15 protein-coding genes are annotated in these 17,685 nt (G+C 39.3%); 5 read left to right on the forward strand and 10 right to left on the reverse strand.

Annotation, left to right across the window (positions count from 1 at the left end; all coding sequences use genetic code 11):
- Positions 1–117: 117 nt before the first annotated feature.
- Positions 118–747: a histone deacetylase family protein gene (locus U9670_RS06115; protein WP_323843768.1), complete on the forward strand. Its 630-nt coding sequence runs from the start codon at positions 118–120 to the stop codon at positions 745–747.
- Here U9670_RS06115 and U9670_RS06120 read toward each other — a convergent pair.
- From U9670_RS06120 to U9670_RS06145, 6 genes are all read right to left on the reverse strand, one after another.
- Entirely contained in the window at positions 731–1,642 is a 912-nt protein-coding gene (locus U9670_RS06120; RefSeq protein ID WP_323842036.1) for a DUF5655 domain-containing protein, read from the reverse strand. The two genes, U9670_RS06115 and U9670_RS06120, sit on opposite strands and share 17 nt — an antisense overlap.
- Before the next feature lie 120 nt (positions 1,643–1,762).
- Positions 1,763–3,490, reverse strand: a complete 1,728-nt coding sequence (locus U9670_RS06125; protein WP_323842035.1) for an AAA family ATPase — start codon at positions 3,488–3,490, stop codon at positions 1,763–1,765.
- Positions 3,491–3,562: 72 nt separating this feature from the next.
- A complete protein-coding gene (locus tag U9670_RS06130) occupies positions 3,563–6,460 on the reverse strand; it encodes a valine--tRNA ligase (protein ID WP_323842034.1) in 2,898 nt (965 codons plus the stop codon).
- A gap of 158 nt (positions 6,461–6,618) precedes the next feature.
- The gene (locus tag U9670_RS06135) at positions 6,619–7,140 is read right to left on the reverse strand and encodes a YecA/YgfB family protein (protein ID WP_323842033.1); all 522 of its coding nucleotides are present in this window, start codon (positions 7,138–7,140) and stop codon (positions 6,619–6,621) included.
- 179 nt (positions 7,141–7,319) lie between these two features.
- Positions 7,320–7,538 carry a hypothetical protein gene (locus tag U9670_RS06140; protein ID WP_323842032.1) on the reverse strand — a complete coding sequence of 73 codons (219 nt, stop codon included), beginning with the start codon at positions 7,536–7,538 and terminating at the stop codon, positions 7,320–7,322.
- 152 nt (positions 7,539–7,690) lie between these two features.
- The gene (locus U9670_RS06145; RefSeq protein WP_323842031.1) at positions 7,691–8,995 is read right to left on the reverse strand and encodes a hypothetical protein; all 1,305 of its coding nucleotides are present in this window, start codon (positions 8,993–8,995) and stop codon (positions 7,691–7,693) included.
- A 361-nt stretch (positions 8,996–9,356) separates the two neighbouring features.
- Here U9670_RS06145 and serB point away from each other — a divergent pair, with 361 nt between their 5' ends.
- From serB to U9670_RS06165, 4 genes are all read left to right on the forward strand, one after another.
- The gene (gene serB / locus U9670_RS06150; RefSeq protein WP_323842030.1) at positions 9,357–10,472 is read left to right on the forward strand and encodes a phosphoserine phosphatase SerB; all 1,116 of its coding nucleotides are present in this window, start codon (positions 9,357–9,359) and stop codon (positions 10,470–10,472) included.
- Between the two features lie 105 nt (positions 10,473–10,577).
- Positions 10,578–11,057, forward strand: a complete 480-nt coding sequence (locus U9670_RS06155) for a hypothetical protein (protein WP_323842029.1) — start codon at positions 10,578–10,580, stop codon at positions 11,055–11,057.
- Between the two features lie 199 nt (positions 11,058–11,256).
- Positions 11,257–12,312: a biotin synthase BioB gene (gene bioB, locus U9670_RS06160; RefSeq protein ID WP_323842028.1), complete on the forward strand. Its 1,056-nt coding sequence runs from the start codon at positions 11,257–11,259 to the stop codon at positions 12,310–12,312.
- A 129-nt stretch (positions 12,313–12,441) separates the two neighbouring features.
- Entirely contained in the window at positions 12,442–12,831 is a 390-nt protein-coding gene (locus U9670_RS06165) for a CopD family protein (protein WP_416381513.1), read from the forward strand.
- 241 nt (positions 12,832–13,072) lie between these two features.
- Here U9670_RS06165 and U9670_RS06170 read toward each other — a convergent pair whose 3' ends face one another.
- The 4 genes from U9670_RS06170 to coaBC all read right to left on the reverse strand — a co-directional run bounded on the left by U9670_RS06170 (position 13,073) and on the right by coaBC (position 17,672).
- Positions 13,073–13,528, reverse strand: coding sequence for a hypothetical protein (locus tag U9670_RS06170; RefSeq protein WP_323842026.1), 456 nt, complete (start codon positions 13,526–13,528; stop codon positions 13,073–13,075).
- The gene (rph, locus tag U9670_RS06175) at positions 13,528–14,244 is read right to left on the reverse strand and encodes a ribonuclease PH (RefSeq protein WP_323842025.1); all 717 of its coding nucleotides are present in this window, start codon (positions 14,242–14,244) and stop codon (positions 13,528–13,530) included. The genes U9670_RS06170 and rph overlap by 1 nt, the downstream gene beginning before the upstream one ends.
- A 186-nt stretch (positions 14,245–14,430) precedes the next feature.
- On the reverse strand, positions 14,431–16,140 hold the full coding sequence (locus U9670_RS06180; protein WP_323842024.1) for an AMP-binding protein: 1,710 nt from the start codon (positions 16,138–16,140) through the stop codon (positions 14,431–14,433).
- A 275-nt stretch (positions 16,141–16,415) separates the two neighbouring features.
- On the reverse strand, positions 16,416–17,672 hold the full coding sequence (gene coaBC, locus U9670_RS06185) for a bifunctional phosphopantothenoylcysteine decarboxylase/phosphopantothenate--cysteine ligase CoaBC (protein ID WP_323842023.1): 1,257 nt from the start codon (positions 17,670–17,672) through the stop codon (positions 16,416–16,418).
- Between the last annotated feature and the right edge of the window lie 13 nt (positions 17,673–17,685).

Consider the following 17,685-nt stretch of genomic DNA (forward strand, 5'->3'; position numbering starts at 1 on the left):
ACAACACACACCTTACAATATTGGCAAATGTTAGATTCTTGTACTTTACCTCCCAAAGAATGTCGCAAAATTGGCTTGCCCATGTCGCCTGACTTAATATAGCGTGAACGCTATGTCGTGGGAGCAACCATACAATGTGCTAAGTATGCTTTGGCAGACGGTATTAGTCTATCCACTTCAGGCGGTACGCACCATGCCTTTGCTGACCATGGTGAGGGATTTTGCGTACTTAATGATGTTTGCGTGGCAAGCCATGTCTTATTAAAAGAGAATCTTGCCAAACGCATTTTAATTGTTGATTTAGATGTTCATCAGGGCAACGGCAATGCATCTATCATGGCAGGCAACGATGATGTCTTTGTGATGAGTATGCACGGCGACAAAAACTATCCTTATCACAAACCCAAATCTGACTTAGATATTGGTTTGGCAGATAGTGTGGGTGATGATGAATATTTACCTGTTTTAAAATACCATTTACCCAAGGTACTTGATGAATTCGCCCCTGACTTTGTCTTTTATCAAGCAGGGGTAGATGTGCTGGCACAAGACAGGCTTGGACGGATCAGTTTAACGATGAATGGATTGTATGAAAGGGAAAAATTTGTGATAAATACCGCCCAACAAAGACAAATCCCAATAGCGATAGTGATGGGTGGTGGCTATGCCCCTGATGTTGATGTGATTGTAAAAGGACACAGTTTGGTATTTAAAGCCGCTCAGACCATCTTTAAACCACCTGTTTAATTAAGCTCATGATATATTCTTTGTGCTCGCTATTTTTGATTTTTAATTCATAATCGCCAAGCCCATGATGTCCGATATTGCTCACATCACGAGATAAACCCTTTTCATCTTTTAAAGTGCCATTTTTGGCATTTATCCAAAGTTTTAAACCGTCCTTTAAAATAGAAACAGAACAAACATTAGATTTTGTCTTAAAACCAATATAAACCTTGGTTACTTTTATATTAATATCATCACTTAAATTTAAAATAGCAGTTTTAAATTCTTGATATAACTCTTTGATATCATCAGATTTGTTTTCCAGATGATATTCTTCATCATAAGTTTTTGCTTCTTTAATAATATTAACAAGCTCATTATTGTTATCAATTTCTTTGGGTTTTATTTGTTTAATGCTTGGTGCGGATTTGCTCTTTACAATTGGATTTATGATGACAATATCATTAAAGCGTTTAATTTCCCAAAGTTCAATGGCAAAATCTTTAAAATTGGTAGATTGCTTTTGGTCATCGGTAAAGCTAGGGGCAACAAAAATAATTTTACTTTGCGACCAATCCACATCCTCTCTTTTTAAATTCTGACTTAAACTTTCGTTGTATTCAATAATAAACTCAGCTTTATATTCTAGCATTAAATTTAAATAAGAAACCCCTTGATCTACCACACTATAATTTTTATCTCGTTTATATTCAATAATCACAAAACTTTTATTTTCTGGGTCATACGCTAAGGTGTCAATGCGTCTATTTTTAATGGTAAATTCGGATTTGACAAAGATTAACTCGCTAATTTGGGATAAATTTTGCTCGCATAAGATTTGAATGTCTTTTTCTAACAGAAAAGGGGTTTCGGATAAAGCGATTAACTTATTATTGCTAAGATTAAATACATTCATTTTTTGTTCCTAAGATTAAAACCTTTCGTTAAATAGTATTTTAGGGATTTTAGCTACATTCCCAATATTGATGTGATAGTGCAGGGGTATAGTGTGGTGTTTGGGGTGGTTAAAAAGACATTACCGACTAAATCTAGGTAAAATATTGCTCCGTAAAATATCTGAGCATTCCTTAATTTTCTTAGAGTGGAATTTATCCAGATCATCATTAGTTAGCATTTGATTATCTAGAAACTCAATCAGATTTTCAACAAAAACTTTTTCATCCAATAAGGATTGTGCACGATTTTTTCCATTGTTAAAGTGATTTTCTGCGTATCTATTATCTAAAACATAACAAAATGGACGAACTCTATCAGGATCTTCCTTCAGAATATCAAATATTTTTTGATATTCCATGCTATTTAGAACAGGAAACCATCCATTTTTTATTAATAAACCATTTAATTCTAACATAGTATTGTTTTTTATAGATCTTAATATTTCTTCAAAATAATTATTCCGAACCAGTTTGTTATGATTATCTTTATTTGTTTGAATAATCTCTCCAACCTTATTATTTAAATCAATAATTCTAGGATTATCTTGGTGTTGATACCCAAGACCAGTACCATTAAAAAAATCATTATCCCTATAGTTTAACCAATCAGAATCATCTTTATGATTTTCTAGATACTTTTCAACAGTATCAATAATATCATTCACTGTTAAATTAGTAATAATTTTATCATTAATAAATTCAATAAGAAAACTATACACATGCTTAATTTCGGATATTTTTTCATATTCAAAATTCTGAAATTTTGATTTAACATCATTTAGAACTTCATAGAATTCATCTTTTGTCAAATCACGGTAATTCCATAATTTTGTCCAACTTGGTGGTTCTTGTTTTGGTTGGAATATTACTAATTGGCTAAAATACTTTTCTATACTTTCAACTTCAATAAAATTTTTGACAATTATATCTTCCCAGTTATTAATTGGCAATATTGAATTTTTAACAAAGTCTTTTTCAGAAATTTTTTTAAAATTATTATTTTTTTTGTATAAAATACTATAAGATAAAAAATGTTCCAAAAGTTTTTTATTAAAATCTTCATTTTTTAAAAAATCGCTACTTTTTAGGGAGGTTAAAAAATCAATATAATCATCACTAGCTTGCATTAGCAACCTAAAATTATTATCAGCATGCTTCCGAAAAATTTTTGGAATTTCATTTGAAAACTCTACTAAGTTAGGGTATTTTTTATAATAAAAACCCCAAAAACCCTCATCATCATTTTGTACAATAAAGGTTCTACTAATAACTTTTTCCTTAAATTTATCAAAAATTTCTTTATTATTATCTTGTATTTCATCAACATTTGCGACTAAAATTACTTTAATTGAATTATTTTCAGTTAAATCATTGATAAATCCTAATATCTCATCATATGAAATAAAACTTCTTTCTAAATCATCAAAAACAAAAATGTGCCTATCTTTATTTTTTGTTAAAAAGTCCATTACTTTATCTTTAAGGTTTAACTCTTCTAAATCAAATTGTAATCCTATTTTTGCCACAGATTTAAGCAATCCAGTTGCTATTTTTGTTGTATCTGATGTTAATTTCGGATACATTGCACCAAAAATAGCATCATTAACATCGTCAATATTTTTTAAACCAAATAAACTTACATAAATAAGTCTATCTTGATGTTTCTTCATATATGCTTTAATAAAATAAGTCTTACCACACCCCCATTTTCCAGTCAAAAGGGTTGCGTATTGGGTATCATCTTTTGCCAGATAACTATCCAAATATTTTTCAATATTTTGATTAATCTTCATTTTATTTTCACTCATTTTTAAAACTCCAACATAAACCCAACACAACCACTCCCTTGATTGTGTTTGGTTTTTTTAATGGATTATAAATTACATACCTTCAATCTCCCCCACACTCTGCCTCACCTTCCCAATCTGCCCTTCTAATTCCAAGCGTTTTGCTTTTTCGGCTTCTACCACATTGGCAGGGGCTTTGGCGACAAAGGCTTCATTGGCAAGTTTGCTGTTGATTTGCTCGTATTGCTTGGTGAGTTTGTCCAGCTCTTTATTTAGGCGATTAAGCTCCACTTTGGGGTCAATTAGCCCTTTCATTGGCACATACACCACCGTCTGCCCAATCACGCTTGATGACGACAAAGGGGCTTTGTCATTATCGCCCAAAAACGCCACACTTTGCACTTTGGCAAGGGCTTTAAATAATGGCTCAATTCTTTGGATTTGTGCTTTTTCATCTTCGTGTAGATTTTGTAGTAACACAGGCAATTTGACGCTATTGCCCAAATTCATCTCGCCACGAATATTTCGCACCGCCCCAATCAAACTTTGTAGCCAATTCATATCGTTTTCGGCGGTCTCATTTATATAACTTTCATCAGCGATTGGATAGGGGGCAAGCATAATACTATCTTCGCTATTTTCTTTGGCACGATTTATCATTGGGGCAATGGTTTGCCAAAGCTCTTCGCTGATAAATGGCATAATGGGGTGAACCAGCCTTAATGCCGTCTCCAATACCGACAATAACACAAATCGCACTTGGGCGTGTCGCTCATCGGACACATCAGGGTCGTTTAATACAGGCTTGGCAAGCTCCACATACCAATCGCAATATTCATTCCAAATAAACTCATAAATGGCATTGCTTGCCAAATCCAAACGATAGGTTTCAAAGGCTAATTTAACCGCTTGCTCACATTTTTGTAATCGGCTCATTATCCATTGTTCTGGCAATTCCCAAAGATTGGGTTTTGCCGTTTGGTGGATTTGTTTAGCGTCCACATTCATCAAAACAAAGCGTGTGGCATTATAAATTTTATTACAAAAATTGCGATAACCTTCAATGCGTTTTAGGTCAAATTTAATATCTCGCCCTGTATTTGCCAAAGCACAAAAAGTAAATCTTAGTGCATCTGTGCCATAGCTATTGATACCGTCTGGGAATTCTTTTTGTGTGGCTTTTTTGATTTTGTCGGCGTCTTTGGGATTCATTAAGCCTGTCGTGCGTTTGCCAATCAAACTTTCCAAATCAATGCCGTCAATCAAATCAATGGGGTCTAAGACATTGCCTTTTGATTTGCTCATTTTTGCCCCTTGTCCGTCTCGCACAAGCCCGTGCACATAGACAGTTTTAAAGGGTACTTGCGGTTTGCCGTTTTTGTCTTTGACAAAATGCAAAGTCATCATAATCATTCGGGCAACCCAAAAAAAGATAATGTCAAAGCCTGTAACGAGTACCGAAGTGGGGTGAAAAGTTTGCAAAATTTGATTGTCAAAATCGCTTTCATCGCCTTTCCAACCAAGCGTTGAAAAAGTCCAAAGCGCCGATGAAAACCAAGTATCCAAAACATCATCATCTTGGCGTAAAGCTATATCGCCTAAATTATATTTTTGGCGAACTTCACATTCATCTCGCCCCACATAAAAATTGCCATTGTCGTCATACCACGCAGGAATGCGATGACCCCACCATAATTGGCGAGAAATACACCAATCTTTAATATCACGCATCCACGCCATATACATATTGGTATATTGTTCTGGCACAAATTGAATATCGCCATTTTCTACCGCTTTAATCGCAGGTTTGGCAAGTGTGTCAATTTTGACATACCATTGGTCGGTCAATAATGGCTCAATGACCACGCCACTTCTATCGCCCTTTGGCGTTTTTAGGGCGTGCGGTTCTATTTTTTCTAGCCAGTTTTCATTGGTCGCTTGTTCAATGACTTTTTGGCGAGCAATATAGCGGTCAAGCCCTTGATAATCAGTTGGCGTACTAATTAAAGTGGGCGTTTTTTGTTCTGCTGTTTCAAAAACTTCAAATTCATTTAAAATATTGGCATTGATATCAAAAATATTGATAAGCGGTAAATGATGGCGTTGCCCCACTTCATAATCATTAAAATCGTGGGCAGGGGTAATTTTCACACAGCCTGTGCCAAATTCTTTTTCCACATAATCGTCGCTGATAATTGGCACTTCACGGTTTGTAATCGGCAAAATAACCGTTTTACCAATTACATGGGCATAGCGTTCGTCATTAGGATTGACCGCAACGGCAGTATCACCAAGCAAGGTTTCTGGGCGAGTGGTGGCAACGGTGAGATAATTTTTACCGTCTTTTGTGGTTAAATTTTTGTCCGCAAAATAATAATTAAAATGCCATAAATTGCCTTGTTCATCGTGATTTTCTACCTCCAAATCCGATAAAGCGGTGTGCAGTTTACAATCCCAATTGACAAGGCGTTTTTTGCGATAAATCAGCCCTTCGTCATATAGACGGACAAATACTTCTTTGACCACATCGGATAAGTCATCGTCCATGGTAAAGCGTTCGCGATGCCAATCCACGCTTGACCCCAAACGGCGAATTTGACGGGTAATTGTACCGCCTGATTCATTTTTCCATTCCCACACCTTGTCCAAAAACTTTTCCCGCCCCAAATCGTGTCGGCTAATGCCCTGTAAGCCAAGCTGGCGTTCCACCACCATTTGCGTGGCGATGCCTGCGTGGTCAGTGCCACCTTGCCACAAGACATTTTTGCCAAGCATTCTTTGGTGGCGAGTGAGTGCGTCCATAATGGCGTTGTTAAAGCCGTGCCCCATATGAAGCGAGCCTGTTACATTGGGCGGTGGTAGCACGATACAAAAAGCATCGTCTTTGTCGGTTGTGGCGTTAAAAAAACCTTGTGCTTCCCAATGCTTGTACCATTTTTGTTCCAAGTCGGCAGGGTTGTAGGCGGTGGGTAGGTTGTCCAAAATGCTCATAATGCTCTCTTAATTTTTGGGTAAAAAAATAGCCCTTATTTTAGCAAAAATAAGGGGGTAAAAACAGTTTTTAATGATTTTGAATGGCTTTTTTATTAAACAGCTTAAATTAAAATGGCCCTTATTTAAAAATACATCATATTTTTTTAAATAAAAAATCAATCGTCGGTATGAAATAACAAAAATAGTTCAGTAATGTTGTCCTCTAAGGCATTTGCCATCTGTGCCAACATTTCTTCATCACGCAGATCATCCATCTCAGGATCAATACCAGACAACAGCACCATTGGTAAGGTCAGTTCCGCCACATCTTCTTCGGTGCTTTCATCATCAAACCAATCAACATTCTCATCAGAGTGCATCGCATCAACAAAACCAATTGCCCATGCTGCCAAATCTCCCTCTTCGCTAAAATCTTCCGCCTCTTCGCTGGCATCAAAGGGTAGTTCAATAGGCTCTTCGGCTTTTAGCGTATGATACAGTTCTTGTTGCCATGCTTTTAGGGCATCTTTAACTTCATCTGATACTTGAGCTTCGCCACCTTCAAAAAAAGCTGACAACCAATTTGGCAAAGGCTTACCCACAACAGTTGCGGTTAAAAATCCATGGGCAGCGATTGGGTCAAGACCCAATTGGTTGGCATCAGATGCCAAATAATCAAACAATTCTTGCTTATTCATCATAATATCATACTCTTTTATGTTAATGTATCGCCAACCTACTTTATAACAAGTGATCGCTAGTTTGGCTTTATTCTAATTTACTCTATAAAAAGGTCTGCATTTATCTTCATGCCATACAAACCCATTATCTATGGTATTTTAAGTGTGGTTCAAACTATGATGACAAGGTGTTTATTTCAGTCATCAAAATCGTCGTCAAAGTCGTCGTCAAAATCAAACTCCGCAAACTCATCTTCTTGCTCAAGGGCTTGCTCTAATTTTTTTAGACGCTGTCGCTCTAGTAGTGCATCAATCTTTAAACGCTTTTCCAAAGGCTTAGCCTTTGTCTCGTCTGCCAGTTGTGCGTCTGCATCTTCTTCAAAGCTGTCATCATCAAAATCATCAATTTCACTCATCATGACTCCTAATATCTATATCTATAAGTTGCAAGCAGATTGGTGCTAGTTATTCACACCAACATTCCATGCCTTATATCGGTATTTTTATTAATTGTCAAGTATTTTTTTAAATTCAGTTAAATTAAGTCAGCACAATAACAGCCAGCCAATCAATCGCCTAATAAAACTTTATCTCTCACGCTACGCAATCGCTCAGCAGTGGCACGAGTCACGCTTGCCAAACTGCAACTTTCACGCTCATAAACCGACATTGGAGCATTAAGACGCATGAGTTCGGCATAGATTTTCACTTCATTTTGAGCAGATTCATCAAGTAAAATCATTGGTGATTCACGACGGCGTTTGGTCAAGTCCAATACCGCATCAGCATTACTACCATCGCTGACAGTCGTACGAATCTGCCAAGTAAAACGCTTAATTTCACGATGCTTGTCATAGACGACTTGGTTTAGCATCAGCATCAGCTTAGACAAGAATACCGCAGCAGTGGCGACTTTGGCAGGTGCGATCCCATACAAGATAACTTTTGCACCTTTATCATCATAATATTTGACCACCTTAGCAGTCACACCCGCCAAAAGTGGCAACTCAAGCAAATGCAAAACCGCCTGATCAAGTAGCTGGTCGCATAACGCAAAATATGCCATTTTACTGTCATGACTGATGGCTGACAACAAATGATTTGGATCCTCAAACAATATCTGCACGACATAACCATCGCTACAACCATCGTTGCAATCTGATGTACTATTTTTATCGTCAGCTAAGACATCATTGTTAGCAGTGGTGCTGTCGGCAGGTTTGGTTTTATGCAAAATGGAGGTTACTGATGAGATATTTGCTTGTAAATTAGGGTCGTCATCAGAAGTATTGGTTGCATCGCTTTGACCTACCGTTTGCCCAAACTGTTGCTGTAAGATGCCCTTATCAAGCAGCTCCATGCGTACCTTTTGACCAATAACCTCGCACATCTGGCGAGTTGGGCGTGCCAAGTAGCCATACAGCAACCACAATATCGTGTGTAGCCCTACCACACCAAGCAAGAATAGCCAGTGCTTAGAAATCACCTGAACATAACCCACAGCAGGCGTCTTCACCACCACGCTACCTAGTACAGTCGTTCCTGAGACCACCGATTCTTTTAAAGACAAACCATCAGCACTTCCCACTCCCACAGGCACAAGGAGCACATCTTTAGCATCATACACACCAACAAAAGCAATTTCCTCTTCTTTGGTATATTTATCAGCAATGACGCTCATGCTAATGCGGTCGCCTGTTGCCATCGGTACTTTTAATTGCCGAACAAGCTCACTTGTTGATTGCGTTGCCATCACACGCTGACGCTCCGTGCTTTCATGCTTTTCTGAAAGCACAAAAAACAGCGTATGCAGGCATAAACTGACCAAAATAATGATGGCAAACAGTCCTTGTCGTGGTGCTAAAAAAGTCATAAGTCAAACCAAAAGAGAAAGTGTTGCAGAATGTCTCTACAAAAAAATATTTAAAGTGCCTATTTTACCATGCTTATGCTTAAATTTAATCGTTTTTATTGAAATTTTCTTGGTGTTATTCAACATTGCCATTCAAGTGTTTTTTAACCATGCCTTGGTATGTCTTGATCGGTTTTTATGATTGTTTTTTATGTCGCTTTTGAATTTTTGATAATTTAGACAATTTTGACAATTAGACTTGTATTTTTATGAAGTTTTGGGCATGATAGATTGCATGAATATTTATTTAATAAACACTGCCTTGACTTAATTTTAATTTCAACATTCTAGCCAATTTACTAGAACCCGACTGGAATTTGTTATGATTACTTACGCTCTACCCAAAGATTCACAAGCATGGCAAAATGCCTTAGCATCGGTTGCCCATGTTTTGCCAGATGGCATGAAAATTGACAGCACTCCAATGACAGCATTACCCATCTTTGCCGTCATCATCATCGCCAAGCGACCACACAACGATGTTGATGTACTCATGCAAACATGGATAAACAGTCAAGCCAATTGGCAATCTGTTGCCGTCCATGATGATGAGATTGCTAAGCAAAAAGCCCACATCATCACATCACCCACCCCACTGGCTGATGTGTCAATCCACCGTTATTTACTTGCACCCACCAAACACACCCAGATGAGCGATGCCAAAAAAGAGGCTGAGGCACACATTATTGATGAGCAAATCACCAGTTATTTTGCCAACAAATTAGGCAATGACGCCGATGTACACATTATGTCCATCTCACAAATGCTACACAAACACCGTTTGGCGTGTTTTGATATGGACTCAACTTTAATTGAACAAGAGGTCATCGTTGAGCTTGCTCGATACTGTGGCATTGAGGATAAAGTGCTTGAAATTACCGAACAGGCAATGCGTGGTGAGATTGATTTTGCAACCAGTTTTGCTCGTCGTGTGGCCTTGCTTGAAGGTGTGGACGCCTCTGTGGTTAGTGAAATTATCGCCAAACATCTTACATTCAGTGCAGGTGCACACGCCACAATCGCTGCCTTAAAAGCCATCGGCTATCACACAGTGCTTATTTCAGGTGGTTTTACTCCTTTTGCCGAATATGTGGCTTGTTCATTGGGTATGGATGCTTACCATGCCAATGCCCTATCCATACTAGATAACCAAATGACAGGACAGGTTGACAACAATCTGATTGATGGCAACAAAAAAGCCACCATCACCATTGATACCGCCACCAAATTAAAACTTGATATGCATCAAGTCGTCTGTGTTGGTGATGGTGCAAACGATTTGGCGATGATGGCAACAGCTGATGTTGGCATCGCCTATCACGCCAAGCCCATTGTCAGAGCAAAAGCCGACGCCGCCATAAATATCACAGGGCTTGAAGGTGTGTTGTATGCACTTGGTCATCGTCTTGATGCGTGCAACCAAACCATCAAGTCTTAACCACACTTGCACGGATAAAAAAACAAAGATACAAAAAATATCGCACTCACTGATGGTATTTTTGTTAAAATACCATCAAATGATTAACCAGCAGGAAAAAGACATATGTTTACATTGCCCATCTTAGATGTCAAAGCCGATGCACTTGATGCACTACTTGCCGCACTTGGTTTTCGCTTACAATCGCTCATCACAAGCCGTAGCAACGATGCACTAAATGGCTTGATTGATGGCAAAAATATCACCATTCAATTTAAAAGCCCAACCACCAATCGCTATTATGAATTTCGTGACGGCATATTTAGCCACGCTCTTGGCAACCTGACCGATGCTGATTTAACGATTGATTTTAAAGACTCAGTTACAGGTGCAAAACTACTTACCAAAGGCGATGTCGCCACCTTTATGACCGCCGTCCAAGACGGTGATGTCAAAATCACAGGCGACTATAAACTTGTGCTATGGCTCTCTGGCATTGCCAAACACGCTACCAAAGTCCCAGACAAATACAAAAACTACATTGATACTGCCAAACCTTTTGCTGAACAAGCACTAAGCATCATCAAATCAAAACTGAACAAATGAACCAATCAAGATTTGACAAAACAATAATTCAACACTTAAAAGACATAAAATATTTCAATCATTAAACAAAAAAAGATAAGTTGAATCATCTTGCCAAAATTTGTTAAAATAGGAACAGTTGTTTACTATTTTAACAAATTGATGCTTTTTTATAAATTTTATAAATGGCAAACTTATCTGTTTTAACCAGAGACTTATCATGAATTACTTGTCAAAACAATATACCAAGGAAGACATTGCCACTCTTTTTGATTTACCACTTTTAGACCTACTCATGCAGGCTCAGGCAGTGCATCGCAACCATTTTAATGCCAACGAAGTACAAATCTCCACCTTACTTTCTATCAAAACAGGCAATTGCCCAGAGGACTGTGGTTATTGTAGTCAATCAGGACACCATCGAGACAAAACGGGGCTTGAAGCTGAAAAACGCCTTGAAATTCAAAAAGTCATCAATGCCGCCAAACTTGCTAAGTCATCTGGTTCATCAAGATTTTGCATGGGTGCAGCATGGAAACACCCTTCCGCCAAAGACATGCCTTATTTGGTAGAGCTGATCAGCGAAGTTAAGTCGCTTGGGCTGGAAACTTGCATGACCTTAGGAATGCTTAAACCCGAACAAGCAAAAACTCTTGCTGACGCTGGCCTTGATTACTACAATCATAATCTTGACACCTCACGCAACTACTACGACCAAGTTACCACCACCCGCACCTATGATGAGCGTTTACAAACCCTAGATCATGTCCGTCAAGCAGGCATCAATGTGTGCAGTGGTAGCATTGTTGGTATGGGTGAAAGTCGTTCAGATCGTATTGATTGGGTACATGAGCTTGTCCAAATGCCCATGCCACCACAGTCCATTCCTGTTAATTTGCTTGTACCAATTGCAGGCACACCTCTTGGCGATAAGGTGCTGGCAGATGGTCGTTTGTCTGTGATAGAGTGGATCCGCACAATCGCCGTTGTTCGCATTTGTTGTCCAACCAGTTATGTGCGTCTATCAGCAGGCCGTGAAAGCCTTACTGATGGCGAACAGGCATTGGCTTTTATGGCAGGGGCAAACTCATTTTTCTATGGCGACAAACTACTCACCACAAATAATCAATCACAGGCCAATGACGACCGACTGATGGCTATGCTTGGTCTGAGTGCCGAAAAACCCAAGCCAAAACCAAAAATCATCAACGCCATGACAGGTAAAAGCGAAAGCACTTTTAGCGAGTTGCCAGAAGGTTGCCCAATGTCTGCTTGATGGCACCTTTTTGCTTTTCTCATTGACATCAAATACCAGCCCAGTTTTACAACCTATGGTATAATACACCATCTTTTTTTAGGGGTGATAGCGTTGTTTTTATACATCAAAGCCTTTCACATCATTGCGATGATCTGCTGGTTTGCAGGGATTTTTTATTTGCCACGATTATTTGTGTATCATGCCATGAGCGACGACATCGTCAGTCAAAATCGGTTTGCCATCATGGAACGCAAATTGTACAGAGGGATTATGAATCCTGCGATGATGGCAACTTGGCTTTTTGGCATGACGATGGTTGTGATGAATTGGGACATCTATAAAAACCAAGGCTGGCTACACGCCAAAATCACGCTTGTCATTTTGCTGACAGCCTATCACATCATGTGCGGAAGATATCGCCTAAAACTTGCTGACAACCCAAAACTAAAAACACATATTTTTTGGCGATGGTTTAATGAAATCCCTGTATTCATCTTGATTACAGTGGTCATTTTGGTGGTGGTTAAGCCATTTTAATAAACCCAACAAACTGATAAAAAAAACTAAAAACCCAATACCAATATTGAATTTTTGCATCATTATTTGAGGGCATATTTGGGGTAAAACACTCGCCCCAATCATGAGCTGATCAAATGATCAAAAGACAACAGGGTTTGGCTATGGCAAGTTTTACCATAGCCAAACCAGAAATACAAAATATGTAGGCTTAACGGCACTTTTTAATTATCCATCCCATCTTAATTATTTATCCCATCAACTAACCAGCACTCATTTTGATGGTTTTTGTGCGTTTGACAATACTTTGACCATTTAATACCGCTTTAGCAACATCAATCTCATGCTCACCAGCAAAACCCCCAAAATAATAAGACGCCCCATCATCATTGATAATCAGATGCTTGCCTTCACTAGAAATTTGGGCCGCTTTGCTGAGGCTTGTTGACATACCATTAATAGAAAAATGATGGTTTTTAATGATGAGTACACCTTGTGCATGATGCTTTTGAGTTTTGGCAATATGTTTTTTTTGATTAAAAAAATACATCAATACCGCCCAAACCCCTACCGCACTGATGGCATATGGCACAGGCAGGGTAAAACAAATAATAGCCACCACCAAAGCACAGACAAGCATGGCTACCGACCAAACGAACATACCATCGGTATTTTTACCCGCCAAAACAATTTCCACTCCATCATCAATAACTTTCATCACCAGCCAAGTGCCTTTTGTTGTTCGCCAATCAGCGTAAGAATGCCTGATTCTGCCAAATCCAGCATGGCATCAGCCTCAGCTCGGCTAAATGGTGCTTCTTCTGCTGTACCTTGAATCTCAATAAAGCCACCGCCTTGCATCATCACCACATTCAAATCGGTATCACAGGTTGAATCTTCGCTATAATCCAAATCCAAATATACCTTGCCATTTTTAATGCCCACAGATACTGCCGCCACCAAACCAACAAAGGGGTCGCTTTTTAAATTGCCTTTTCTTTGCCATTTTTCAAGTGCGTCCATCAGTGCCACAGCCGCCCCTGTAATGCTGGCAGTACGAGTACCTCCATCTGCTTGAATGACATCACAGTCAATATATATGGTATTTTCACCAAGTTTGGTCAAGTCCAGCATTGCACGCAACGAACGCCCAATCAAACGCTGAATTTCCTGAGTGCGTCCAGATTGTTTGCCACGCACAGCCTCTCTGTCGGTGCGTGTACCTGTGGCTCTTGGCAACATACCATATTCAGCTGTTAGCCAACCCTTTCCCTGACCTTTTAACCAGCGTGGCACACCCTGCTCAATACTTGCAGTACACAACACTTTGGTATCTCCAAAACAAACCAGAACCGAACCCTCGGCATGCTTGGTGTAGTGGCGAGTAAATGAAATAGAGCGAAGCTCATTTAAAGCACGATTATTATGACGCATGATTGCCCACTTTTGACTATTGAAAATAATTAAAATCGTATTGTACCAATTTCTTGACAATAACACAAAAACGATTGCCTTGTTAGTTTTTTTACTCACTCATTTGTAAAAAAACTTTTATCCAAAAAAAGACCTGCAGTAGCAAGTCTTTTTTGTTGTATTCCACCATACATCAAACCATCTTTACTAAGATGATTTTTGTTTTTCTAGATTGCGAAGCTCTTTGCGTAAGATTTTACCAACATTGGATTTTGGTAGCTCACTGACAAATTCAACAATCTTTGGACGCTTATAGCCAGTTAGTCGCTCCTTCACCCAACTTGCAATCTCTTTTTCAGTCAGGCTTTCATCTTTTTTGACAACAAAGACTTTCACCACCTCGCCACTATGCTCATCTGGCACACCAATGACACCGCATTCTAGCACTTTTGGATGTGCCGCAACAACTTCTTCAACTTCGTTTGGATAAACATTAAAACCAGAGACTAATACCATGTCTTTTTTTCTATCAACAATTTTGATATAGCCTTGCTCGTCCATAATGCCTATGTCGCCTGTGCGAAAATATCCATCTGTTGTGATCACCTTCTCGGTCTCATCAGGGCGTCCCCAATAGCCCTTCATCACCTGAGGACCCTTAGCACAAATCTCACCCGCTTCACCCAATGGCACCCGATTGCCATCATCATCAAGAATGACGATGTCTGTCGCTGGCAAAGGGATACCGATTTTACCAGAGTAGCCTGCTGGTGGTGGTGTAACCGTCAGCACAGGAGAGGTCTCTGATAAACCGTAGCCCTCGGTGATATGAGTGCCTGTCAACGCCTCCCATGCCTTAGCAGTGCTAGGCAATACAGACATACCACCTGCCAAACTAAACTTCATATTGCCATGGTCAATACTCTTAAATCCTTCATGATTGGTCAAAGCATTGAACAAAGTATTAACACCCATAAAGAATACAGGGCGATATTTGGCGTGCTGTTTGGTCAAGTCGGCAAAATCACGCGCATTTGGAATGAGCAAAAGTGCAAAACCGTATTTCATCGCCAGCTGACTGACCATAAAACAAAAAATATGATACAAAGGCAGTGCCACGGTTATATATTTGCCATTCATATTGCCATCAGGAAAAGCAGTGCTGACAAAGTTGCTCGCCTGCTCTATATTGGCGATGATATTGCGGTGAGTTAACATTGCACCTTTTGCCACACCAGTTGTACCACCTGTATATTGTAATACCGCCACATCATCAAGGGTAAGCATTGGACGCTTAAACTTATTGGCTGGCACAGAATTTAGAGCATCTTTAAAGCTGGTTGTACCATTAATGTGATAACTTGGTACCATTTTTTTGATATGACGCACAACCAAATTAACAATGTGGCCTTTTAATCCAAGCATGTCGCCAATACTGGCAACAACCACATGCTCAACCTTACCCTTATTTTTCACTTGCTCAAAAGTTTTGGCAAAATTTTCAATAATAAACAAAACCTTAGCTTCGCTATCATTGAGTTGATGTTCAAGCTCAGGGCTGGTGTACAATGGGTTGACATTCACAAGTGTGTAGCCTGCACGAATCACGCCAAACATCGTAACCAAATATTGCGGGACATTTGGCATCATCAAGGCAACTTTATCGCCCTTTTCAAGACCAAGCGACTGCAAATAAGCCGCAATCTTCAAACTCGCCTCATCAAGCTCGCCATAAGTCATTGACTTATCCATAAAGGTACTGGCGATGGCCCCTCTATGGTTGGTAATATTATCTTCAAAAACATCAGCCAGCGACTGTATATGTTCAGGAATATTAAAATCTGTACTGATGCCGTATTTTTGGTAGGTACCATACCAAAGATCATCACTTGTTATGTTAAATTCGGCGGTGCTCATAGTAACAATCTCCTTTTAGCCTTGTCAATTTTAACCTTGTAAATCTTATGAACAAATCTTGTCAAATTGGTCAATCAATATCAAAACAGCATCTTAAAGCCATATCATCATAATACTGCGGTCATCTTTTGACAAAAAAGTGTCCTTTCTTATATTTAACAAAATACACCATTTTTTTATAATTTACCAATCAAATTTGCATTTAAATGCCATTTTTTCACACTTTTTGATTATTTTTATGAAAATATGGCCAGTTTTCATGAACAATGCAACAATCAAAGCTGACCTGTTGATTTTTGGGATAAAACTTCGCCGATTGCCATCACAAGTTGTCTGGCGATGTCATCTTTACTCGCCTTATTTAGCACAGCTTTATCTTTATTGTATTTTTGGGCAAAAAACACCGTCATGGCATTATCATCGCTACCAAACCCGATGGTTTTGTCCGAAACATCATTGCACGCTATCATGTCTAAATTTTTGGCGATGAGTTTTCCACGAGCATAATCTTCTACATCGTTGGTTTCGGCAGCAAAACCAACGGTCAAAAGGTGTGGATAGGCATTTGAAATTGTCGCTAGCACATCAGGGTTTTTGACAAGCTCCAAGGTCAAAACATCATCGCTTGTTTTTTTAAGTTTTTGGTTTGCCACTTGTTTGACTTTAAAATCTGCAACAGCAGCGGTGGCGATGAAAATATCTGCCATTTTGCAACTCTCCAAACTCGCCTGCAATAACTCATCAGCCGTACCTATCGTGATTTTTTTGACGCCCATAGGTGTGGCCAAGCTGACTTTTTGCCCTGCAATAAGAATTACCCTCGCCCCTGCATTGATGCAAGCAGTGGCAAGAGCATGGCCCATTTTGCCTGTGGAGTGATTGGACAAATAGCGGACAGGATCGATAGGTTCAAGGGTTGCTCCTGCGGTAATAACGACGGTTTTATCAAGTAAGATTTGGGGGGTGGCCTGCCGATGAAAATGAGTGGAGATTTCATTAAAAATCATCTCAGGTTCAGGCAGTCTGCCCACTCCAACATCTCCACAAGCCTGCTCACCGCTATCAGGAGAACCGATTTTAAAACCAAAATCATGAAGTTTGGCTAAGTTAGCTTGTACCATCGCATTACCCCACATTGCCTGATTCATCGCTGGATAAAGCCAAATGGGGGCTGTGGTAGCAAGGCATACAGTAGTAACCAGATTATCTGCTAATCCGTTTGCCAGCTTGCCAATTGTATTTGCCGAAGCTGGTACAACAACCACTAAGTCCGCCCACTTAGCAAGCTCAATATGCCCCATGCCTTTTTCAGCTTGGGCGTCTAATAATTCAGTATGAACTTCATGCCCTGTCAAAGCTTGCAAAGTCATGGGCGTGATAAACTCACACGCTCCATGCGTCATCATCACACGGACAGTGTACCCAGCTTTCATCAAAAGGCGTGCTAAAATGGCAACCTTATAGCAAGCAATACCACCTGTTAATGCAAGCAATATTTTTTTGGGCAAAATAGCGGATGTAGATATATTCATGATGTCTTGGTAG

The sequence above is a fragment of the Moraxella tarda genome (genome assembly GCF_035181405.1).
GTDB lineage: Bacteria > Pseudomonadota > Gammaproteobacteria > Pseudomonadales > Moraxellaceae > Moraxella.